General features: G+C 42.2%; 14 protein-coding genes. 7 read left to right on the top strand and 7 right to left on the bottom strand.

Annotation, left to right across the window (positions count from 1 at the left end; all coding sequences use genetic code 11):
- The first annotated feature begins 22 nt into the window (after positions 1-22).
- The 4 genes from ACM0OT_RS00580 to ACM0OT_RS00565 all read left to right on the top strand — a co-directional run bounded on the left by ACM0OT_RS00580 (position 23) and on the right by ACM0OT_RS00565 (position 2674).
- Positions 23-1429: a cobyrinate a,c-diamide synthase gene (locus ACM0OT_RS00580; RefSeq protein WP_414561823.1), complete on the top strand. Its 1407-nt coding sequence runs from the start codon at positions 23-25 to the stop codon at positions 1427-1429.
- A gap of 68 nt (positions 1430-1497) precedes the next feature.
- A complete protein-coding gene (locus ACM0OT_RS00575) occupies positions 1498-1638 on the top strand; it encodes a hypothetical protein (RefSeq protein ID WP_414561821.1) in 141 nt (46 codons plus the stop codon).
- Positions 1631-2344: a hypothetical protein gene (locus ACM0OT_RS00570; protein WP_414561819.1), complete on the top strand. Its 714-nt coding sequence runs from the start codon at positions 1631-1633 to the stop codon at positions 2342-2344. Before ACM0OT_RS00575 ends, ACM0OT_RS00570 begins: the two co-directional genes overlap by 8 nt.
- 108 nt (positions 2345-2452) lie before the next feature.
- Complete coding sequence (locus tag ACM0OT_RS00565; RefSeq protein ID WP_414561817.1) at positions 2453-2674, top strand: hypothetical protein; 222 nt, start codon at positions 2453-2455, stop codon at positions 2672-2674.
- Between the two features lie 136 nt (positions 2675-2810).
- On the opposite strand, the gene ACM0OT_RS00560 is transcribed toward ACM0OT_RS00565, so the two are convergent.
- Both ACM0OT_RS00560 and ACM0OT_RS00555 read right to left on the bottom strand, forming a co-directional pair.
- A complete protein-coding gene (locus ACM0OT_RS00560) occupies positions 2811-6113 on the bottom strand; it encodes an NB-ARC domain-containing protein (RefSeq protein ID WP_414561815.1) in 3303 nt (1100 codons plus the stop codon).
- Between the two features lie 567 nt (positions 6114-6680).
- The gene (locus tag ACM0OT_RS00555) at positions 6681-6833 is read right to left on the bottom strand and encodes a CopG family transcriptional regulator (RefSeq protein WP_414544753.1); all 153 of its coding nucleotides are present in this window, start codon (positions 6831-6833) and stop codon (positions 6681-6683) included.
- Positions 6834-7028: 195 nt separating this feature from the next.
- Between ACM0OT_RS00555 and ACM0OT_RS00550 the strand changes: the two genes are divergently transcribed.
- Positions 7029-7199 carry a hypothetical protein gene (locus tag ACM0OT_RS00550; RefSeq protein ID WP_414561813.1) on the top strand — a complete coding sequence of 57 codons (171 nt, stop codon included), beginning with the start codon at positions 7029-7031 and terminating at the stop codon, positions 7197-7199.
- A gap of 243 nt (positions 7200-7442) precedes the next feature.
- Here the strand turns inward: ACM0OT_RS00550 and ACM0OT_RS00545 are convergent, their stop codons facing one another.
- Positions 7443-7886, bottom strand: a complete 444-nt coding sequence (locus ACM0OT_RS00545; protein WP_414544754.1) for a cyclic nucleotide-binding domain-containing protein — start codon at positions 7884-7886, stop codon at positions 7443-7445.
- A 308-nt stretch (positions 7887-8194) separates the two neighbouring features.
- On the opposite strand from ACM0OT_RS00545, the gene ACM0OT_RS00540 reads away from it, so the two are divergent.
- The gene (locus ACM0OT_RS00540; RefSeq protein WP_414561811.1) at positions 8195-10927 is read left to right on the top strand and encodes a cation-transporting P-type ATPase; all 2733 of its coding nucleotides are present in this window, start codon (positions 8195-8197) and stop codon (positions 10925-10927) included.
- A gap of 74 nt (positions 10928-11001) precedes the next feature.
- On the top strand, positions 11002-14043 hold the full coding sequence (locus tag ACM0OT_RS00535; RefSeq protein ID WP_414561809.1) for a UPF0182 family protein: 3042 nt from the start codon (positions 11002-11004) through the stop codon (positions 14041-14043).
- Between the two features lie 212 nt (positions 14044-14255).
- Here ACM0OT_RS00535 and ACM0OT_RS00530 read toward each other — a convergent pair whose 3' ends face one another.
- The 4 genes from ACM0OT_RS00530 to ACM0OT_RS00515 form a co-directional block, all read right to left on the bottom strand.
- Positions 14256-14873 (bottom strand): hypothetical protein, encoded by a 618-nt coding sequence (locus ACM0OT_RS00530; protein WP_414561807.1) that lies wholly within the window; start codon positions 14871-14873, stop codon positions 14256-14258.
- A 25-nt stretch (positions 14874-14898) separates the two neighbouring features.
- The gene (locus ACM0OT_RS00525) at positions 14899-15456 is read right to left on the bottom strand and encodes a shikimate kinase (protein WP_414561805.1); all 558 of its coding nucleotides are present in this window, start codon (positions 15454-15456) and stop codon (positions 14899-14901) included.
- Between the two features lie 37 nt (positions 15457-15493).
- Positions 15494-18694, bottom strand: a complete 3201-nt coding sequence (locus ACM0OT_RS00520) for a CBS domain-containing protein (protein WP_414561804.1) — start codon at positions 18692-18694, stop codon at positions 15494-15496.
- Between the two features lie 324 nt (positions 18695-19018).
- Entirely contained in the window at positions 19019-23008 is a 3990-nt protein-coding gene (locus ACM0OT_RS00515; protein ID WP_414561802.1) for a hypothetical protein, read from the bottom strand.
- Between the last annotated feature and the right edge of the window lie 519 nt (positions 23009-23527).

Raw genomic sequence — 23527 nt, 5'->3', positions numbered from 1 at the left:
AACTACCAATTACCCCAAGCATATGGCTTTAATTATTGCTGGAGAACGTAGTGGGGTGGGCAAGACAACAGTCACGCTCACCCTGCTAGCATCTTTACGCCGTCGTGGTGGCATAGTGCAATCTTTTAAGGTTGGCCCTGATTACATTGATCCGATGTTTCATCAACACGTAACTAATCGTGCTTGTCGAAATTTAGATCCGGTGCTAACTTCTGAAGCTTATGTTCAACAATGTTTTGCCCAACATAGCCAAGCAAGTGAATATGCCCTAGTAGAAGGCGTAATGGGGCTATTTGATGGCGTGGGTAGTCGGGAAGAAGATTCTCAAGCCACGGATTTTGCTAGTACGGCACACATTGCGCGGCTATTAGATGTGCCTGTGGTGTTGGTAATTGATTGTAGCCGCTTATCTGGTTCTGTAGCTGCGATCGCACATGGTTATTGTTCTTTTGATGCGAGAATTAAAATTGCTGGGTTGATATTAAATAGAGTGGGAAGCGATCGCCACTTATCCCTCCTCAAAAATTCCCTAAAATCCTTGCAATTACCAATTCTTGGTGTACTACGTCGTCAAGATAACATCACAATACCCGATCGCCACTTGGGTTTAGTACCCACAGCCGAACTACCTGAATTAGATGCTGTAATTAATTGCCTAGCTGATTTAGGCGATACCTGCTTCGACTGGCAAAAGTTATTACCCCTATTGAAAAGTGAGGACAAGGGGACAAGGGGACAAGGGGACACAGAGAAATTTTCACATTCATCCCCCCACTCCCAACTCCCAACTCCCAACTCCCCCATAAAAATTGCTATCGCCCGCGATCGCGCATTTAATTTCTATTACCAAGACAATCTCGATTTACTGCAAAACTTGGGTGCAGAATTAGTCTTTTGGAGTCCTTTAGAAGATGCTGAACTACCGCCTGGTATGCAGGGGATGTATTTCGGTGGTGGTTTTCCAGAAGTTTTTGCCCAGAAACTTACAGCCAACACTGGCGCTCGTGAGGCAGTGAAAACAGCTATTCTTGAGGGGATGCCCACAATTGCCGAATGTGGCGGCTTAATGTATTTGTGTGAGCAAATTATTGATTTTGATCATCAATCTTGGCCAATGGTGGGAGTATTACCCACATCGGCTGTCATGGGTAAAAGTTTAACTTTGGGTTATCGTCGCGCCGTAGCCTTACAGAATAGTCTGTTAGGACAAACAGGGATAAATATTTATGGGCATGAGTTTCATCGTTCCCATTTAACCTCAAATCCTCATCAGCCCTTGTTTGCGACTTATCGCTACGATAGTCAGGAAAACATGGGAAATGAAGGATGGGGTTTACCAGTAAATCTTCATGCCTCGTATATTCATTTACACTGGGGAGATAATGTAGAAATACCCCAAAGGTTTATTTCTTTGTTAAGAAAGATGTAACTAATAAATAATTTGACCCCAAAAGTGGTAATTAAGATACTAAAAGTAATAAAAGTGTAAAATGAGCTATGCCTAATGACTTTTTCATTAATACTGAATCAGTACAGGTTGAGCCTGACAAGGTAGTAATGAAAACTGCCAATCGCACTCGGTTAGATCAACCTGAATCTGCAAATATTGATGTTTCCTGCGATCATAAAGATGATTGATACAGAAACCTTAACTAACACCCGGAAGCTGTTAAATAATGCAATAATATCTGCATGGTACGCAGCGAAGACCGAGCGCAGACCGCCAGCCTTGACTCCTACACGTTGGGTATGGCGACTGGCAGCTTTTTACCATTTGTGCCACTCTACGCCGCGATTGATGGAGTCAGCGCGAGAGCGCTTTGCTTCAGCAAATCGTCAGAGTTTAGCACATTGGGCTGCACAGAAAGCCAGAGAAGAAGCAGGTCACGACCTTCTCGCCCTACGAGATATTCAGTCAATGGGATATGACGCTGAAGCAGTTGTGGAAGAGTTATATCCTCCAAGCGCCAAGGCTTTGATGGATTACTTCACTCAAAGCGTGCAGGACTCACATCCAGTTGATTGTGTGGGCTATTCCTATACGGCGGAACGCCTGGGGATATGTATAGGAGAGGGTTATATTCAGAGTGTGGAAGCACTACTACCACCAGGGATCAACGCTACCCGTTGTTTACGCATACACAGTGCTGTTAGTTCTACCGAAAGGGAACATGTCAAAGAAACACTGGAAATGATTGCAGGACTTACTATTGAGGAGCGCGATCGCATAGCAAAAGCTTGTTATCAAGCTGCATTATTGCGCTTCAGCCCACCCCAAGAAGCTTATATATCAGATGAGGAGATTCAAAATGCACTAAAACCATTAAAACTGGCAAAGAACTAACAGTGAGGCTCGGTGATAAAATTCTGAGGCATTCACTCAACATCCCACTGTGTCTTGTTTAAGATAGCCCTAATACTATAAAATCTAGCAAAAAATTACCAGAAGATAATGAACACAGCAAAAAGAAAAACCACAACTATCACACAGGAATTATTGAGTACTGTTGATTCTCCTATTAAGCAACAACACTTGAATCCCGATGATTCTGCTAGCAGCCTTAGTGATATCAGTCTAGAAAACTTAGATGATACAGAGTTGGATTTGGAAAAAATCATGTTTGAGGAATTCGCAAAAGGATTACCAAGTGATATTCCTATGGCTGATTTTTAGTTTCCACCTACCTCTAGTTTGTCATCATAATTGATAGCAACTAAATTTGGCGTCAACGCTATGTCTCTGCTCTTAAGGGACAGAGTGTTGCGCCTATCGTATAGAGTGAGCAATATGCTTTTCAAGGCTGTTGCTCTTAAGCAATTGCCCCCAACCCTTTGAGAGTAGTAATAGTTGCGGCCGTTAAACCTGTAACTCCTCTGATATTCATTCCGTGATAAAATTTTTTAGCTTTCAAAGCTTTTAAGCACTCACCTGTACTTATATCCCAAAGTCTAATCGTCTCATCAGCACTACTGCTAGCTAGAGTTTGATTATCTGGGCTAAAAGCAATTGACCAGATCCAAGCTGAATGTCCGTATAGTATTTTTTTGCATTCACCTGTATCAACATCCCATAATTTTACTGTGTAATCAGGGCTGCTACTTACTAAAATCTTACCATCCCGACTAAAGATGACTGCTTTGACAATACCACTTGCAAAAACCTCGAAAATTTGAAGACACTCACCGGTGCTAATATTCCACAACCTGACTTTTCCATCATAACTAGCAGTTGCCAGTAGTTCACCATTAGGACTAAAAGCGATTGACCAAACCCAATTCGTATGTCCCTCTAACGTTCTTATACACTCACCAGTGTTGATATCCCACAACTTAACTTTTTGATCCCAAGCACCGCTTGCCAGTATCCTCCTTTGAGGGTTGAAGGCAACTGATTGGACAGCAGCACGATGTCCCTGGAAAGTTTGCAAGGCTTGACCTGTATTGACATCCCACAACTTCACTGTTTGATCATCACTGCCACTTGCCAACATTTGACCATCCTGACTAAAGGCAATTGACCAGACTACCGCAGAATGCCCCTGGAGAGTTTGCAAGGACTGACCTGTATTGACATCCCACAACTTCACTGTTTGATCGTCACTACCACTTGCCAATGTTTGCCCACTTGGGCTGTAAGTTACTGATCGCACCGCCGCACTATGTCCCTGAAAAGTTTGCAAGACTTGACCTGTATTAAGGTGCCATAACCTCATAATGTGGTCATGACTACCACTTGCCAATGTTTGCCCATCCGGACTGTAAGCGACTGACCAAACCTGGTTAGTATATCCACTGAAAGTTTTAAGACATTGACCAGTAATAACATCCCACAGTTTTACTGTTTGGTCTTCACTACCACTGGCAAGAATATGCCCATGCAAACCAAAGACCACAGAAAAGACCCAACCGGAATGTCCCTCAAGGGTTTTAACACAATGACCAGTACTAACATCCCACAATTTTACTGTCTGGTCGAGACTACCACTAGCAATAAGATTGCCTTGAGGACTAAACGCAACTGACCAGACAGCTGCATAATGTCCCTGTAACGTTTTAATGCATTCACCAGTTCCAGCGTTCCACAATTTCACTGTCTGGTCATCACTGCTACTCGCTATTATCTGACCGTCAGGACTGATAGTTATTGATCGTATACCATCACTATGTCCCTGTAAAATTCTCAGGCATTCACCAGTACTGACGTCCCATAATCTAATTGTGTTGTCATCACCGCCACTTACCAGGGTTTGACCATCCAGAGTGAAAACTGCACAAATTACCCAACTTGTATGTCCCTGAAAAGTTTTGAGGCATTCACCAGTACTAACACTCCATAGTTTCACGGTACGGTCGTTACTGCCACTAACTAATGTATTCCCATTTGGGCTAAATGCAACGGCCCACACCTCATGTTCATGCCCTTGTAAGGTTGTTAGGCATTGACCTGTATTGGCATCCCACAATTTCACCGTGTGGTCACTACTACTGCTAGCCAGCATATTACCATCAGGACTAAAATCGAGTGACGGAATCCAATTACTGTGACCCTGACAGGTAAGGACTTGTCTCCCATCCGCCACCTGATATAAGCGAATCTCTCCATTAGTATCGCCTATTGCCAAAAGTTGGCCGTTAGGACTAAAGGCTATTGACAAGACACCACCAAAGGTTTCAGCAAAAACAGACTTAGCTAGATCAGCATTGTGAAAATTGACATCGTGCAACTTCATATTTCGTAAGTCTGCTTGCCAAACTGTCAGTTCAGAAAAATCATAACCGCTTAAATCTGTCTGTAGTTGACACAGCAAATTCAGAACATTGCCAGCTGTGTATCCTGGTTCTTGTGGCGATTCTTCGCGTAGCTTGACTAAAATTTTGTTTAATCTCTTTTCAATGCTTTTTTTACTTCTTAATTTAGTGAGCAAGCCATCAATAACTGGTTTGAGTATGAGGCGAACTTGCACTTCTCTGATGTAGTCTTTAGCATTAGCCTTAATCAGCGCGTGACACCTAAAAAGCTGAATATTGTCAGTGACAATTTCTTCACAGACGCGCTCTATTAATACCTGAGTCATATACTCCATGACTACAGGTTGGAGAGTGAAAGTTGCTGTATTGTTCTCAACTAGGGTAGGTGTAGCTTTTTCGATTAGCGATCGCCTACCTAAAGATTCTATAGCTTCTAGTAATTTTGCATGTGGTACTGGGGAAACAATATCTTCTCGCAATTCTGCGAATGTAACCGACTCACGATTAATTGCTAGCCAGTACATAATATTCTTTTCTAAATCTGACAAGCGTTCAAAATGTTGCTCTAAAATATCGCGAATATCACCAAAAACAGCTGTATCTTGTTGTAAAAATTCAGTTACATTACCATCAAAAATATCTTGAATAGTAGTGGCAACTATCTTCAAGGCTAAGGGATTGCCTGCATAGCGTTCAATCATCGCTTGCCATTCACCTTCTGCGGCTGATATCCCTTTAAGTTTTAAGATTTCTTGCCCTTCTGCAACTTTTAAGCCACTTAATGGGATGGAGCGCACAGGTAGTGTTTCTCCTTCCAGTAACGCTACTTCTTTGGGTTTTTCGCGACTGGTTAGCACTAAGCAGCTTTGGTGAGTTGCTTCTCCTACCCGTCTTAACAGTTCACCATATTCCTCATATCCTTCTCGATAAACCCCGGCTCGACTACCACTGCGAAGAATTGCCTCTGCATTATCAAGTATCAGTAGACAACGATGATTTTGTAAATATTCAAGTAGTCTTGATATCCTAGCACTGAAGCTTTCTGGTAAGTTGCTCTCTATTTCCTGTTCGTCTGATAGAAACTGAATGAGATTAGCCAGAATAATTTTAATAGGTGGGGCTTCTCGTAGCGATCGCCAGATCACATACTCAAAGTTTTCCTGAATCTGTTCAGCCAGCTTTACGGACAATGACGTTTTTCCAATACCTCCAATACCCAATAGTGCTACCAATCGGCATTGATCATCGAGAATCCATTGCTTTAAGGTGGTAAGCTCTTCTGTGCGTCCATAAAAGACTGATGGAAAAATAGCTTCCCCCCAATACAGACGATTATTGGCGATGGATATGATCCTGGAACTCATTCAAGGCTTAACCTTGACTTAAGTTTTGAGACTGAGCATTAACAGTTAGCGTCTAGAAGAACAGCCCTTTCAACGCAAAGACTCGATTTACTAATTCAAAAACTGAAAGCCTCTACTAATCTAGACCACTAAATTATGGATTCAGTCTATCCACTTTATTCCCTGGGGTAAGCTACTCAGCGTTGAGTTTGGATCTCAAGACAATTAAATTATTCCTTTATTTTTGAATATTTCCTCTATTTTTGATAATTTTGTTGAATAATGTACCTTAAAGGCGATCGCCTAAAAATTAAGTAAGTTAGTTTTTTGGAGTTTCATCTATAGTACAAATGAACGCATTACAAGAGATGAATAGCACAAAGTTAAGATACAAATCTTGTCAGGACTAGGTGTAGGTTATAGACCAAAGAAAACTAAGAAATATGTGGAGATATGGTAAGTAAAATCCTCACTATACTTCGTTGATTACACCTAAAAAGCAATTATCTTCAGGATTTGCCCTTTTCTTAGTGCTATTCAGATCATAGCTAAAGTAGAAGGTTACCCAGAAAGTGAAATCAAGCCAATCTACTCTTGCTGATTTATAGACAATGCTCGAATCAGCTCTCTGATGACATCAGTTGCTGGTCGGCCTGTCTGTTCACAATATTTTTCCAGGTTCTTGGCTTCATTTGATGCCAGGTTGATGGTCATTCGCTTAACCGCCCATTTCTTGTTCATACTGAAACAGTTAAATTGTGTAATCTTAGTTTCAAACTTTGATTGTAACTTTTGTCTTGGGAAGTAACATAACATTAGCAGGTTATATTGCCAATAATTTTTTTAAATCCATAGTACTATAATAGTAAAGTTACTTTTTATACTTAATAAATACAGCAAACACCTTTTGCTACGTCAATTTATCTCACCCCGCCTTTGACTTGCGTCAAAATCTCCCCTCTCCTTGGTAACTACGGTGTACACACAAGTCGTGAAATTCCACCTGACACTTGGTTTCGTCCTCTAGCTTTAGGTTGTGCGATGGCGTACCCGCCCGCCGGAGGCGATCGCTCTGAAAGCCTGGCATTGCGAGGAGGAACAACGTAAAGCCTTCTCCTAACGGAGACGCTATGCGAACGGCATAGCTCCGCTTACCGCGTAGCGTGTCGCTTTGCGACTCAGCAATCGCTTTAACTACGGGATTATGTGATTACTTCGCTCGTAATGACAATTTAAGGGGTCTATAACGCCTGAAACCCTTTCAGATAGTACTTGTGTGTACACCGTAGCTCCTTGGTAAGGGGGTTGGGGGTGAGGTTCTGTATTTTATTAAATCCACATTCCTAAGGACTAACGGCTCCGAGAAGGTGTAACATTTATATCATCATTGAGTCTACGAATTAAACGAGATAACTCACGAATAATATTCACTGCAATTTCCGGTGTTTCTTCAATGGCATCATAAAGTTGCTCTTGCGTCAGTTCCAAAAATTCGCAAGGTTCTAGAGTTGTTGCTGAAGCCGAGCGGGGTTGGGTATCAAATACTGCCATCTCACCAAAGTATTTTCCCTGTTCTACCTCGGCTAATTTTTTATCCCCAATGTGGACTTTAACTCTACCTGACACAACAATATAGAGCGATCGCCCTTCTTCTCCTTGCCTAAAAATGGTGTAATTGGCGGGAAATTTCAGTTCGTGCATCACTGAAGTTAGGCGCACGATAAAGTCATCTCGTAATTCTTTAAAAATTGGTACTCGTCGGACAAATAATAAACGGTCAACGCTGCTTAACATGATCGATTGGGGATGGGGACTGGGGAACTCGGGGCTGGGGATCAGGGGTAATGGGGATTGGGTGCAAATTTACCTCATCTCCCCTCATCCTCTAAGTAACTCAAACAGCTAGCTTGAGTTTGCAGAAGAGACTATCGCCTAGGGAAGAAGAAAGCCATCCACAAAAGTAGTAGTATATAGAGAAAATTGTGCCCTAAAAAAGTTGTTGACAAACTGTTGAAAGCAGATGAATTGCTACTAGTGTTGGCAATCCCACACATTTTCAGCACTCACTAGATTTTGACCACTTTAGTACTTCAGAAAATTTTATGTCTGCAACTGCAATGGGTGGCCGACAGGCACTTCAGTATCATACACTTCCAGCACAGGAAGCCGCAAAAACTCTCAATAGCGACCCAGAGAAGGGTCTAACTTCAGCAGAGGTTAATAAACGAATTGAACAGTTTGGCAGAAATGAACTCAAAGGTAAACCCGGAAAACCGGCTTGGTTAAGATTCTTATTACAATTTAATCAAGCGTTACTTTATATTTTGCTGGTAGCTGGACTGATCAAAGCGCTGTTGGGTCAATGGACAAACGCCGCAGTGATTTGGGGCGTAACGCTGATTAATGCCATTATCGGCTTTGTCCAGGAATCTAAAGCTGAAGGTGCGATCGCAGCATTAGCACAAGCCGTAACTACTGAAGCAACAGTCATCCGCAACGGTCAAAAATCACGCATTCCTTCCCAAGAAATAGTTCCTGGAGATGTCGTACTGCTAACTTCTGGTGACAAGGTTCCTGCTGATTTGCGATTATTCAATACACGCAATTTACAGGTAGATGAGTCAGCCTTGACTGGGGAGTCTGTACCTGTAGAAAAATCAACTGTGCCTTTGGAAGCGGATACTCCCTTAGCAGAACGAATTAACATGGCCTATGCAGGCAGTTTTGTCACCTTTGGGCAAGGAAGCGGTGTTGTGGTCACCACCGCCAACGCTACAGAAATGGGGCGCATATCCCAATCCCTGGAACGACAAACTAGCCTGAGTACGCCGCTGACGCGGAAGTTTGACAAATTTAGTCACCAATTGCTCTACATTATTTTAGGGCTAGCAGCCATGACCTTTGCTGTAGGCTTGGGACAAGGACAGTCCTGGCCCGCAATGTTTGAAGCGGCTGTGGCTTTGGCAGTGAGTGCCATTCCTGAAGGTTTGCCGGCTGTGGTGACAGTGACAATGGCCATTGGGGTTGACCGGATGGCACGTCGTCACGCCATTATTCGTAAGTTACCTGCTGTGGAAACTTTAGGTGGTGCTACGGTAATTTGTTCTGATAAAACTGGGACTCTGACAGAAAACCAGATGACAGTCCAGGCAATTTACACCGGCGGACAAAATTTTAGTGTCAGTGGTACAGGTTATAATCCAAAAGGAGAAATTTTATTTGACCAACAACCTGTAGATTTAGAAACGGGAAGTTTCCCTTCTTTAAAAGCCTGTCTCATGGCTGGGTTACTTTGTACTGACTCCCACTTAGAACAAAAGAATGGTAACTGGCTTGTTGTTGGCGATCCCACCGAAGGTGCTTTAATTGCCGTAGCCAATAAAGCAGGGTGGAATCAGTCCCAGATGGCCGAGTTAATTCCCAGAATAGATGGCATTCCCTTTGAATCTCAGTTTCAGTACATGGCGACGCTACACGATAGCCATGAATTAGATGCTCGAACTATTTATGTTAAAGGTTCTGTAGAGGCAATTTTGGGGCGTTGTCAGCAAATGCTCAACGCTGATGGACAGCCAGAACCAATTAACCGCGAATTGATAGCACAACAAGTGGAATCGTTAGCAGAACAGGGGTTACGGGTATTAGCTTTTGCCAAGAAAGCCGTAGCCAAAAACCAAAATTCAGTCGAACATGAAGATATTGAACATGACTTGATGTTCTTAGGATTACAGGGGATGATTGACCCACCGCGACCAGAAGTAATCGCTGCTGTTGGTGCCTGTAAAACTGCGGGTATTCAAGTCAAAATGATTACTGGTGATCACATTACCACAGCCAAGGCGATCGCCGAACAAATTGGCTTAGAAAGAGATGGCAAGGTGCAGGCCTTTGAGGGTAGACGACTCACAGATATGGATGACTCAGAACTAGCCCAAGCCGTAGAATCAGGTGTAGTATTTGCCAGAGTCGCCCCCGAACAAAAACTCCGGTTAGTAGAAGCTTTGCAATCTAAAGGCGAAATTGTTGCCATGACTGGAGACGGGGTAAATGATGCCCCAGCCTTGAAACAAGCTGATATTGGTATAGCTATGGGTGGTATGGGTACAGATGTCGCCAGAGAGGCTTCTGACATGTTACTCACAGATGATAACTTCGCCTCCATCGAAGCCGCAGTGGAAGAAGGGCGGACAGTTTATCAAAATCTGCGAAAAGCGATCGCCTTTATCTTACCCGTCAATGGTGGCGAATCCATGACAATTTTGATTAGTGCCTTATTCGCCAGAGATTTACCAATTTTATCTTTGCAAGTTTTGTGGTTGAACATGGTGAACTCAGTTACCATGACTGTACCTTTGGCATTTGAACCCAAATCTGACCGGGTAATGAGACAAATGCCCCGTAATCCTAAGGAGCCTTTACTTTCAGGTACACTGTTCCAACGTATTGCCGCAGTTTCCATATTTAACTGGATTCTGATTTTTGGCATGTTTGAATGGATACGTCGAGACACAGGTAATATTGACCTGGCGCGAACAATGGCGATTCAAGCCTTAGTAGCCGGACGAATTGTTTATCTATTGAGTATCAGCCACTTAGGAAATACTATATTCCGCAAACTCAGAGGTAAGTCAGCCAGCATCAGCGATGGCAAAGCAATGGCTTTAGGTATACTCTGTACAGTGATGCTGCAAATCCTCTTTAGCCAGTGGGGTGTCATGAATACTTTATTTAGAACCGCACCCCTGGATTTAAATCAATGGCTAATTTGTTTGATTCCCGTATTACCAATGCTACCCGTTGCTTGGTTTGTTAATCGCATTGATCCAGCCGAATAATAGAAGAGACTAAAAACTAGAGGTGGTAACTCTTCCTCAACTCCCAACTCCCAACTCCCCACTCCCTACATGTCATGCTCTGGAAATGGTGCTTTAGATTATTAATAATATTCCTGGGACTTTGGCTACTCCTGGATTTGCTTTCTCGTCTGGGAGCAGAAATTTTCTGGTTTGAGAATGTCGGCTACTTGCAAGTATTTTTGCTGCGGATATTAACTAAGGGTGGGGTATGGGTAGTGATAGCTGTTGCAAGTGCATTCTATCTGCTGGGAAACCTTTCTTTGGCGCGTAAGTTAAGGTATCCCCAGTCTTTAAAAATTAAAGAGGTTCGGAGTGAAGAAGCAGGACTTAATCGTGAATTAGAAAACTTTCTCAGTCCTCATTATTCCCAACACGATGAAATTACGGCACCTAAATCCCGGACTAAGCCATTAAGATTACTTTGGTTGCTACCTGTGGCGTTGGTGTTAAGTCTATTGGTGGGATTGATGCTATTTCACTATGGTCAAATAGCTGTTTCTTACTGGCATTCTCCAATTCTTATGTCTGTTCCTCCAGTTCCATTGCTATTTCGACCAGAGAGAATTTGGCAATTGATGAGCGGGGAAATTGTCTCCCACAGTTGGTATATTGGCTTGGTTGCAGGAGTGGCGATCGCAATTATAATTTATCCTGGTTTTTTGCTCACGGCGATCGCAATTGTCTTTAGTGTTTTGTTTGCTTGGGTGCTGTCCCACAACTGGGCTAGAGTCCTGCAATATTTTCGCCCCACACCCTTCAATGTTTCTGAGCCTTTATTTGGTCAAGATATCAGTTTTTATATATTTTCCCTACCTTTTTGGGAACTGATAGAACTATGGCTGATGGGATTGTTTTTATATGCTTTCATCTCTGTTGGCTTAACATATCTCCTCTCAGCAGATAGTTTCAGTCAAGGAATTTTTCCCGGATTTTCCTCTGGACAACAGCGTCATTTATACGGCTTGGGTGGCTTATTGATGCTGGTTGTTGCTCTAAGTTATTGGCTGAGTCGTTATGAGTTAGTTTATTCTCGCCGTGGAGTAACTTACGGTGCTAGTTATACCGACGTCATCGCAGTTTTGCCTGCTGACACAATCTTGAGCTTCTTGGCGTTAACGGTGGCTGTATACCTGCTATGGCGCACTTTTTCGTGGAAACCCCAGTCTCGGTATCGCCAATTTGTATTTTATGGGTTGGGACTATATTTAATTGCAATTGTTGCAGCGGATTTTCTCCTCCCTGCTGTAGTGCAATATTTAATTGTTCAGCCCAACGAATTACAACGAGAACAACCATACATTCAGCGTACTATTGCTTTGACTCGGCAGGCATTTGATTTAGAAGTCATCGATGCCCAAACCTTTAGCCCTACCGGGGACTTGACGGAAGCCGATATCCAAAGAAATGATTTGACGGTTCGGAATATTCGCCTTTGGGATCAGCAGCCACTTTTAGAAACGAATCGCCAGTTACAACAAATTCGACTTTATTATCGCTTCCCCGATGCCGATATTGACCGCTACACTTTATTCAAAGAAGTAACCGCAGAAAGGCCAGCCGCACCAGCAGAGGCTCCAGAAATTGACCAAGAACAAAATAAACCAACGGAACGGCAGCAGGTATTGATTGCTGCTAGAGAACTTGACTACACTAATGTGCCACAACAAGCGCAAACTTGGGTAAATAGACATTTAATTTATACTCATGGCTACGGGTTTACCATGAGTCCGGTGAACACAGTGGGGCCGGGTGGGCTACCAGAATATTTTGTAAAAGATATTGCCAGCAGTGATGAGAGTGCCCTGACGACCTCCAGCGAAGCTATTCGTGACAGCGTTCCCATTGGACAACCGCGAATATATTTTGGTGAAATTACTAATACTTATGTAATGACTGGGACAAGAGTCAGAGAATTGGACTATCCCAGTGGTAGTGATAATATTTACACTATTTATGATGGACAGGGTGGCATTGGTATTGGCGCAATCTGGAGAAGATTATTATTTGCCATGTATTTAAAAGATTGGCAAATGTTATTTACACGGGACTTTTTGCCCGATACCAAGGTATTGTTCCGGCGGAATATCAACCAACGTATTCGGGCGATCGCACCTTTTTTACAATATGACAACGACCCTTATTTAGTCGCCGCTGATGGCAACCCTGATAATGGTAATTTCCCTACTAATGACAATTATCTTTACTGGATTGTAGATGCATACACCACAAGCGATCGCTATCCCTATTCAGATACCACCAGCGAAAATATCAACTACATCCGTAACTCAGTCAAGGTAGTAATTGATGCCTACCACGGCACCGTTAACTTTTACGTTGCTGACCCCAGAGATCCCATTATTGCCACCTGGTCAAAGTTATTTCCCAACACCTTCAAGCCCCTCAGTGATTTGCCCCCCACTCTCCGTAGTCACATCCGCTACCCCGTGGACTTATTCAAAATTCAGTCTGAGCGGTTAATGACTTACCACATGACAGACCCCCAAGTTTTTTATAACCGGGAAGATCAATGGCAAATACCCAACGAAATTTACGGTGATGAAGCGCGTTTAGTAGAACCATATTATTTAATTACCAGCCTCCCCACAGTTCCCTTTGTTGGCGAAGCCCCTCGCAGAGAAGAATTTATCCTACTTTTACCTTATACACCTAGACAAAGGTCTAATTTAATTGCTTGGTTAGCCGCGCGATCGGATGGGGAAAATTACGGTAAGTTATTGTTGTATGTATTTCCTAAAGAACGCTTGGTTTACGGGCCAGAGCAAATTGAGGCACGTATTAACCAAGACCCAGTGATTTCACAGCAAATTTCCCTATGGAATCGCCAAGGGTCGAGGGCCGTCCAGGGTAATTTATTGATTATTCCCATTGAGCAATCCCTACTGTATGTCGAGCCAATTTATTTAGAAGCTACCCAAAATAGATTACCAACTTTAGTCCGGGTAATTGTCGCTTTTGAAAACCGGATTGTCATGGCCCCTACTTTAGAACAAGCATTACAGGGAATTTTTCAACCAGAAGTCACACCAGCCCCAGCAATTATTCGTCCTGTGGAAGAACCAGCCCCCACTGAATAGGGAAGATAGGGGAGTTTTGAGATCCGTATTAAGTATTTATGCTTATACGTAATGTGCTTCAATCATTTATTTTCAGGACTTACGCAAGTGTCACAAAAAATAAAATTTTTTTGCTTGTAGTAAGGGCTACCCTACGCGAACAGCCCTTATCTTGAGGACTAAAGTCCTCACTACAAACTTAAAATAATATGTCAGTTGTGTAAGTCCTAATTTTATTGAAGTATCCCAACTAATATCTTGATTAATTTTTCCAATTCTTCGGGAACACGATACAATTTAACGTCTTCAGTAATCAATTTCTTCTCTCTGTCTAATGTGCCAAATTTCCAGTCATCCCCATTAGTAACAGCACCATACAATATTTTTGAGTCATTACCTAACGACTTGTCTAATGCGATTAATTCTACCGCGAGTTGGGTAAATCCTCGACGGATATCTGATTGCTTTGCCTCAAGCACTAAAATTGTGTTTTTTCCTTTCAATAGATAATCAAGACTTCCTTTGAGTCTATTGTCAACATCAAGTGCATACTCACTATACAATTCAGCATTAGTCTGGTCGCAGACCTCAACGATAATTGGTGCGATCAGAAATTCTCGAATAGATATCTCTACTGAAGGGTTGATTAATCTAATATTTCTGCGGATGTAATTATTCAGAAATTCTAAATAAGAAATATCTTGGTCATAAGAAGGTAATTCTAGTATTTTTCTTGCATAAGCATAGTCAAATTCAGCTAATATTTCTTTTGTGGGATTCTTTAGTTGAAAATATTGACTGAAGGTATATGTAGCCAATGGGTCAATAATTTTAAATTTGTTAGTTGTCATATTCTACTGAGTAGTATATCCATCGCTATTCGACTACTTTAATCAAGTTCAGAATTTCACTGCAAGTTTCTTCTGGTGTCTTGCCTTTTGTGTATACCGTAAACTTCGCCAGCTGATAGTTTGAAGTATGTCTAACAAAGTGTTCATTGATATTTGCTTTATCATCTGGCACATAACGATTGCGCTCATTAAGAATCTGCACTGATTCATCTAAATTGGGCGACGGAAGTAAAAGAACAACATTCGGATATGGTGCTAAAGCTTGTTGAACTCGTTGGAATAAAGCAGCATCCTCATACACAGAATGACCACCCCCAAAATCGATCACACATTGGTTATGAGAAGATAGCAGCCTTTCAACAGCATAGGCTTCAAATGGCTTCCAATACTGATAAATTCCCCAGAAACCTTCAGTTTCTCGCTTATGTTTTGCTAATTCTTCGTTGTAGCCAATTTCAAAGTAGTAATTCCAGCGTAGATCATCCATTGAGTATTGAGTTAAACCAAGCCTGGAAGCTAAAAGTGTCCCAATTGTAGTTTTGCCAGCACCAATTGGCCCAATAAGAATAATGTCTGATTTCATTTTGTAGCTTTTCCACTCCCTACTCCCTAATACCCAGTCACGTTTCTTGAAAAACTTGATTTAACGTCTGCAATAATTCACCGAGAGTGTAAGGCTTCCTGAGAAATATATTGACGCCAGCCGCAGTAGCTTCAAGAATCTGGCTGTTGACCGTGATCCCGCTAATACCAATAATCTTGACCTGAGGCTGCATTTGTTTGAGGATGCGAATGGCAGTTAACCCATCCATTGATGGCATCATCATATCCATCAAGACCACGCTGATTTCATTTTGGTGCTGGGCATACACTGAAATTGCCTCAATGCCATTACTAGCCGTCATCACTCTGTAGTTGTAGTCTTCTAGGGAAGTTTTGGTAATATCCAGGATGGCACCTTCATCATCTACAACTAAAATTAACTCTTGGCTACCTTTGGGAAGTTCTAAATTTTCTGCTGCTTGCCCTGTACTGTGGGCTATAGCTGGCAAATACACACGAAATTCAGTACCTTTGCCTACTTGACTAGACACATTCACAAAACCTCCGTGGTTTTTGACAATACCAATCACCGTTGACAAACCTAACCCTGTGCCTTTGCTGGGTTCTTTAGTTGTAAAAAACGGTTCAAAAATGCGATCCAAAATTAGTGAAGAAATGCCAAATCCTGTATCAGAAATAGTAATGACTACATAGGGCCCCACCTGAGCATTCAAATTCATTTTGGCAAAATTTTCATCAACAAAGAAATTTTCTGCACAAATGTGCAGAATGCCACCTTGGGGCATGGCATCACGCGCGTTGACGCACAAGTTCATGAACACCTGATGAATTTGCGTCGAATCTGCCAAAATCATCCCTATATTTTGCGCTGGAATCTTCGTGCTGATTTTGATCGATTTGGGAAATGTGCTGTTGAGAATTTGCTCTATTTCTAATAATAAGTGTTTGATTTGCAAAGGCACGCGCCTACCTTCAGAGCCGCGGGCAAAGGTGAGAATTTGCTTGACTAAATCAGCTGCACGTTTAGAGTTATCTTCGATAATCTTCAGTAGGCGCTGATTTTGGGTATCAAGAGAGGGAAGTTTGAGAGTCAATATTTGAGATGAAGAAAGAATAGGCGTCAGGATATTGTTGAGGTCATGGGCAATACCACTTGCCAGGGTGCCTAGGCTCTCTAGGCGCTGGGTACGGAGAAATTGAGCTTCGAGTTGTTTTTTTTCTGTGATATCTGTATTGACAACTAGAACTGATTGGGGTTGTCCAAATTCATCACGCATGAGTGTCCAGCGACTGGCAACAATAATTTTTTTGCCCGTTTTGGTGATTTGCTCTAATTCACCAGACCAGAAACCTTCGGCAATAGTGGCATCCAGACCTAATTCGAGTTGTGAGTGAGAATCTCTGTAGAACAATTCATGAACTTTTTTGCCCAAGCTTTCCTCTGCCGTCCAACCATACAAGCGTTCAGATCCTTGACACCAGAATAAGATGCGGTTTTCCAAATCTCGGACAAAAATTGCATCAGTGGCGATATCAAGTAAAGCTGCTTGTTCGCGAATTTTCTGTTCTGCGTGTTGGCGCTCGATCAAGTCGGCTTGTACTTGCTGATATAATTCTGATTGCTGGATAGCAATGCCCACTTGAGTTGCCAATTGTTTGAGTAAATCAATTTCACACTGCTGCCAAAGTCGGGGTACGGCACATTGATTAGCCACTAACAGTCCCCACAAATGTTCTCCTTGCAAGATGGGAACTGCCAAGTTTGCTCTGACTTGAAATTGAGCGAGTAAATCACGGTGACATGGGGTCAGTCCTGCTTGATAAATATCTTCTACAACTTGGAAACGCCCTTGTCTGTATTCTTCACCGCCAGTTTCCATAAAATAGGTATCTGCAACTTGGGCATTTAAAGCAGATATCCAACCTTCTTGCACGGATTCCACTACCACCGTACCACTGAAATCTGGATGAAATTGATACATGAACACTCTGTCAGTGCCAAGAAATTGCCGGACTTCCGTCACAGTGGTATTGAGAACTTCATTTAGATTTAAAGAGGCGCGGATACGTTGGGCTATTACCGACAACAAGTGCTGCTGCTCGATTTGCTGTTGTAGTGCCGACTCTGCTTGCTGGCGATCGCAGATTTCTTGTTGTAAAAGCGCGTTAGCATGGGCAAGGGCCCCAGTGCGTTCCTCAACTCGGATTTCTAACTCATCAGTAGCTTGGCGTAGCATCTCCTCTATCTGCTGACGTTGCTTAACTTCGTGTTGTAATAGTTGGTTGTTGGTTTGTAATTTTGCCGTCTGTTTTTCTACCCTTTCTTGTAACACGCCAATAACACCCGACAATTCCAGAGGGTCAAACACTTGCAAAAAACTAGTTTGAGTCAAGATTCCCAACAATTCCCCTGACTTTCCCACAACAACCAATCTTTGGATACGTCTTTGTTGCATCTCCTGATGAGCCACCAACAGAGAATCTGATGGACTCAAACAAAACAGTGGTGTACTCATGACTTTTTTCACTTCAGTTTGGGCTAAATTCATTCCCAAAATCTGAAATTGCACAATATCCTGTTCAGTAATGATGCCCACAGGGATGATGGGGGATACACCTAAATTTTCCGCCTGTTCTGTTAGTTGTGCTATCACCACACAACTAACACCATGCTCAACCATCAATTGGGCTACATTCAGCACTGATGCTGTGGGAGATGCATAAATTACTTGACTGGTCATCACCTCATGTACGCACCGCCACTTGAGGAGATTGGCTGGTTGCAGTACTTGATAAATACTTGTAGGAGTCAGTAGACCAATTAGTTGATTTTGTTCATCTATAACAGGTAAATGACGAATTCGATGTTGGCGCAACAGTGACAATGCTGTTAATACATCTCGAGTATGATATTGCTTAATTGTAATGAGTTGTGATGTCATCACATCAGCAATTTTCAGTTGAGATAAATCAACTTCCGATGCACTCAGCCTGACAATATCACGCTCTGTAAATATTCCTGCTAATTGCAACCCCTGCATCACCAAAACACAGCTAAATCGTTTTTGATTCAATCCAGTTAAATCTAGGGGTGAATTTAAGCTGAGTTCTTTGTTGCTGTTGCCATTAGCTTGATTCATCAAGTGTATGGCATCTAGCACAGGAGTATCTGGCGCAACTATCAAAGGGCAACGGTCAATAATATGATCTAAATTAGGTATATTAAAACACAGCGGATAAAATTCAGTGTTTTTCATGTTTAGTAGGCCTGACCTAAATCAAGTAGGTTCTAAATATCTTGGGGCTGCTGATTGCACCTAAGATCTATTGCCTATTGTGGTTTTATTTATCTTTGCCGCTAAGAGATGATTTTATATGGTATGACCTTATTTGACCATAAATCATGATTAGTAACAACTTCAAGAAACTGTAAAAATGCTCGTTAAAGAGTCAGAAGATCTGATAAAGCAAACACAGTCCCAGTTTCTCGCTGAATTTTGACCGCTACTATCTCCGGTATTCCTATTGGAGACATGCAAAATTAAATTACTCAATGCCTGCATTCAATACGACTATCAGATTTATATCTCTTGAGAATTGCTCCGTGTAGCTGCCAAGGCGAAATTAACAGTATAAGGTTCCTCCATAGGTTGTTGTGTACTGGCTTTAATAGCATCTAAATAACGCCGTAAAACTAGCAGTTGTTGAGAATTAGTTTGATAAGTGAGATTGCCTTGTTTTTCAAACAGAGGATTAGCAGCGATCGCCTGGTAGTGAGAATTGTTCTGAGAACTTGGGGTTAACCAAATAGCATCTGGGTTGGCGGGGATTAAACCCGGTGGTAACTCACCTTCTAAGAATGCCAATAAACGTTGCTGACAAATACTAGTATTGATCCCACGTCCCTCAAATAACTGCAAAACCTCGCCAAATGATAAGGTTCTATCTGGTAATATTCCTAGTAATTCCCTAAACAGGAAATAGTCAGTATATTGTTGCCTGGGTTCTTCTAAAACCTGAGGATGTAAGGGCAACATTGCCAGACCGTAGGCCACCCGACTACAATTAGGCGCGCCGTTTTCACCGAGATACAAATCTTGAATAATCTTTGCGTTGGGGAGTTTTTGCTTGAGCCAATTGTTGACAACTCCCAAAGAAGCCACGCCACCAGTTAACAGTGCCTGATTAATTGCTTCTGTGGGGATGCCTTTAGCCACTAACAATTTATTTAGTTCCCGGTTCAAGCGGCGCACGAAGGGAATAAACACTTGAGTTTCTAAATCTCCGCGCTGTAATGTCCATCGCTGATCGGCTAAATCTAAAGTAAAAGTATCTTGATGTTGCAAAATCAGCTTCAATGCCAATGCAGCATCTAATACCGCCTGTCCTAACAAGGAACTTTCTAAATGCTGCTGAAGACGAATACGAGTGGGAATATCTGGTTCACCTACTCTGGGTAAATCTAGTTTTTCTAATCCCAAACTCTGCCAACGCATTTGTTCTAAACCAGGAAAGGCGGGTTGCCATTGCCAAGGATTGCTGGTAATTGTTTTGCTCTCTCCCTGGTTGTCAAAGCGGGTTTGGCGATATTTGGTTGGCAATAGTAACTGACAAATAATGTCCTGCTCAATTCCCTTACTGGCATAGGCAAAATTATGGAGGAGAAAATCATTATGTTTTAATTGCTGGAGATTTTCTGGCAAATCCACCAGGGCCATTTCTGTAGCTGTGGCGCCAATATTAATTACCAAAGTTTGACCAACCACAGGATGATCGCTAGTTTTCACAGAACGTAAACCCTGGCGATCGCTTAATTGTACTATTTCACCATTGGCACCATCGAGGGTACTGAGCAGACTAGCGATGGCTTCCTCGACAAAAAACACTTGTTGGGGATGTTGGACTAATTTGCTAGTGAGTAAAGCTTCTCGCACATTAAAGCGATATTGTTCTGACCAGTTAGCTGGACAAGTGCAAATTACACCAGCAATCTGATTAATAATATGATGGAAAGTTTTTTCATTTAAACCCACCGCCGTGGCAATTAAACCCTGAGTGGTGCTGTGGCGATCTGCTTTTAAGGTTAACAGTAATTTCGAGAGCGATCGCACAACCCAAATCAAAGGCCCCGCAGAAAATTCATTAAATTGCAGCACAGGTTCCCATTTTTGTTGTTCACTTTTGTAGGGAACAGCCACCTGTAAGTATGGCTTCAACTGGGCCGAGTAAAAATTATTCTGGGGATTTTTGACTGATTTATGTAAATGATCTGCATCTGTCTGGCTTGCAGTTTCCTCTTGAGGTCTGGAAGTAGACGGCAAATAAACCTCTGCGGGTAACCGGAATGATTGTTGAAACGAAGTAACTTCCTGTTGGTTGTCCGCTGACCAGTAAATAGGATACACCACAGAATTGTCATAATTTAACAATGCCGCAGAAATGCCAGTTGTACCTACATCAATTCCTAAATACCAAACTGAGTCGAGAATATCGGGTGCAACTTCTGGATGACTCTTAGCGCTAGAAATGGAAATAGACGAGCTTTCTTGTGCCAAATTCACTGCCTGTTCTGTGGCCTCTGTGGGGCTAAAGTCTAAGTCAGCTTCTGTTTGCGGCCAAGATATCGGGGTAATCTGCGACACATCCGCACTAGAGACAGCAAAATCTGGTGTGCTGGGGTCAGCCAGTTTGTGCTGGTCTATGCTCTCTGCAAATACATCTAAGTTAAAATTAGAATCTAGTAGCTCGTCAAAATTTGCTAAATCTTGATGCAATTGCTGCCATTGCCCTTCATCCAGAAAAATATCAGATACGGTGGCCTCATGACTATCTTCTGGTAGCAGCAAATTTTCTTGGGGAGAAGCAGCAATGTAAGTGTCTAACAACTGCTCTTGCTCTTCATTGTTGACTACTACTTCCGACTGGTCAACAATAGCTATTTCTGGTGGCGTGACTACTGCGGTTTCTAGAGGAGAAGCAATTCCCAACCACTCCTGTTCACTACCCATATCCACAAATAAGTCACTCAAGGCTGTAATTGTATCAGCACTACTGGGCTGAATCGAGCAATCATCTGTGACGGCAACTTTTGTTTGTGAAAACCCAGAACTACCGATGGATTGGCCTGGGTCACTATCTTCTGCAACAAACAATCCTTGCCATGACTCTGATGATGAGTCTTGCTGTTGTATGGAAGCATCTTGTGTGGCTTGCAGATGAGTATTCCGAGGACTTAATGCTTCCGACCAAGGATCTGGCACATCTGCTACTGGCTCAATGGGAGATGCAGCTATGGTCTCGGTAATTTGTGGTGCAGATAATTCTGGGGCGATAACCTCTGTTACTTTTGGCTTAGTGGGGGATGATAACTCTTCTGTAACAACCGCTGGGCTAACATCAAGGTTCAAACTAGTAAAGTTCTCTGTACCCAACAAACTTACATACAGTTGATCTATTTCATCACTAATTAACTCCAAATTATTCTGCTTAAATTCCATCGATGCCGGCTCAGATGCTAAAGAATCATCTACACCAAGCTCTAAAAGCATTGCATCGAGATTATCTGTAACATCAATATCCTCTTCCTCACCATTAAATGTCAGTGAAGTTGCAGCTTCTGTTTCCAGCAATTGCCACATTTGATTGGCTAAATCACCTTTCTGGGCTGGTTGTGTTGCTTCAGGTGCAGTAAATGATGACTGATTTTCTCCCTCCTCATTCGATGATGGGTTACTAGGCAATGATTGGGACAAATGCTGCGTTAAACTATTGAGGAAGTTTGCCATCAACTGTTCGCCCTGCACTCCCGTATTGTGCATTCGTGCCAGTGATTGAGATAAGGATTCGTGATAAGTATTAATATTCCGTTGTAATGCTTCAAATACGACATTTACAGTCCCATCTAAGGATAATAGACTTTGATCTAAGTCCTGGGATAGATGTGTTAAGCGTTCTGTTTGTGGTGTTGATTCCAAAAAAGGTTGATTTGCCGCCGATGTTAATTGCCTAGGTTGTTGACTATTGCTACTAGCGATATTTTCCCTATTTTGTGACGTTAAAGCAGGTAGACGGCTCATTAGTACCTGTAAAAATTCGGAAATCATCTGCTCCTGGTTAGCCCACTGCTGGCTTAAGGAGTAGTTGTGTAGTCGCCTTTGCTCTAGTTGTCTAATTTCTTGTACAAGTGTTGCCCGCTCTTGCAACATCGTTGCTAATTCTGCTTGCAACGGCTGCATTAATGCTGTTAATTCGGTTTTTAATTGCTGAGAGATCAAATCACTGTGGTCTTGCACAACTTGGTTTTGCTGTGCAGCAGATTGGTTATGAGCTTGTTCGACAAATTTTTCCAACAAAGGCGATTTTTGGCTCTGTCCAGATACCTGGTTTTGGTCTGCACTCTGAAAAACTTCAGCTTCTCCTTGCTGGACAAGGAATTGACGAATTCGTTCTAAAACCTCTCTAGCTTCCGGCGCCTGACTAGACAACAACCGAGTCAGACGCTTACCACTGCTATTGAGTAAGTTGTCAATGTCTGCAATTAATTTTTGAATTTCATCTGCGCGGGAAGTCACTTTGAATTACCTTATCTAGAACTGTACTTTAACGGGTCGGGGAACTACATGTATGAAAGTTCCTCAGGTGGGAATCCTTCGGACTGCTTACTGACGTGATGTGATGGATTTACGAGACTTGGCAGTCATTCATCAACATCTGTTGTCAAAGAGTAACTTGACAGTTAGTTGCAATTTAGAAATACAAAAGGTATGTCGAATTTGTTTTATACAAGGCGATGTTACAGCTTCTCGGACTTTATGCTATAAAAACATCCACAAATGCAACAGCTAAGTAAATAGTCTTAGTAAGACAAATGCCTGTAATTACGACATCAGACCCACAAAGCTAATTTCCCCGACTTTGCACCCACACGAGCAATTAATGTAGCTAACCAGTCACTGAATGGCAAGGGGATATTTTTGACTTAATTTTGCTCTGTATAAGCAGATAAAAATTTTACATTAGCAAAAATTAACTACCTTGAGTATCATTGATCTTGTTTGGTTATATTTTTAAGTAATCTTGTTGGCAATGCA

It is taken from the genome of Anabaena sp. CCY 9613, assembly GCF_963920895.1.
In the GTDB taxonomy this organism is placed as follows: Bacteria; Cyanobacteriota; Cyanobacteriia; order Cyanobacteriales; family Nostocaceae; genus Cyanocohniella.
Note: the sequence above shows the minus strand (reverse complement) of the source record. Positions and strands in the feature narration are given on the sequence as shown.

What these genes read in the sequence shown, in the direction of transcription:
- ACM0OT_RS00580 (WP_414561823.1), top strand. Translation starts at nt 23, where the DNA reads ATGGCTTTAATTATTGCTGGAGAACGTAGTGGGGTGGGCAAGACAACA.
- ACM0OT_RS00575 (WP_414561821.1), top strand. Translation starts at nt 1,498, where the DNA reads ATGCCTAATGACTTTTTCATTAATACTGAATCAGTACAGGTTGAGCCT.
- ACM0OT_RS00570 (WP_414561819.1), top strand. Translation starts at nt 1,631, where the DNA reads ATGATTGATACAGAAACCTTAACTAACACCCGGAAGCTGTTAAATAAT.
- ACM0OT_RS00565 (WP_414561817.1), top strand. Translation starts at nt 2,453, where the DNA reads ATGAACACAGCAAAAAGAAAAACCACAACTATCACACAGGAATTATTG.
- ACM0OT_RS00560 (WP_414561815.1), bottom strand. Translation starts at nt 6,113, where the DNA reads ATGAGTTCCAGGATCATATCCATCGCCAATAATCGTCTGTATTGGGGG.
- ACM0OT_RS00555 (WP_414544753.1), bottom strand. Translation starts at nt 6,833, where the DNA reads ATGAACAAGAAATGGGCGGTTAAGCGAATGACCATCAACCTGGCATCA.
- ACM0OT_RS00545 (WP_414544754.1), bottom strand. Translation starts at nt 7,886, where the DNA reads ATGTTAAGCAGCGTTGACCGTTTATTATTTGTCCGACGAGTACCAATT.
- ACM0OT_RS00540 (WP_414561811.1), top strand. Translation starts at nt 8,195, where the DNA reads ATGTCTGCAACTGCAATGGGTGGCCGACAGGCACTTCAGTATCATACA.
- ACM0OT_RS00535 (WP_414561809.1), top strand. Translation starts at nt 11,002, where the DNA reads ATGCTCTGGAAATGGTGCTTTAGATTATTAATAATATTCCTGGGACTT.
- ACM0OT_RS00530 (WP_414561807.1), bottom strand. Translation starts at nt 14,873, where the DNA reads ATGACAACTAACAAATTTAAAATTATTGACCCATTGGCTACATATACC.
- ACM0OT_RS00525 (WP_414561805.1), bottom strand. Translation starts at nt 15,456, where the DNA reads ATGAAATCAGACATTATTCTTATTGGGCCAATTGGTGCTGGCAAAACT.
- ACM0OT_RS00520 (WP_414561804.1), bottom strand. Translation starts at nt 18,694, where the DNA reads ATGAAAAACACTGAATTTTATCCGCTGTGTTTTAATATACCTAATTTA.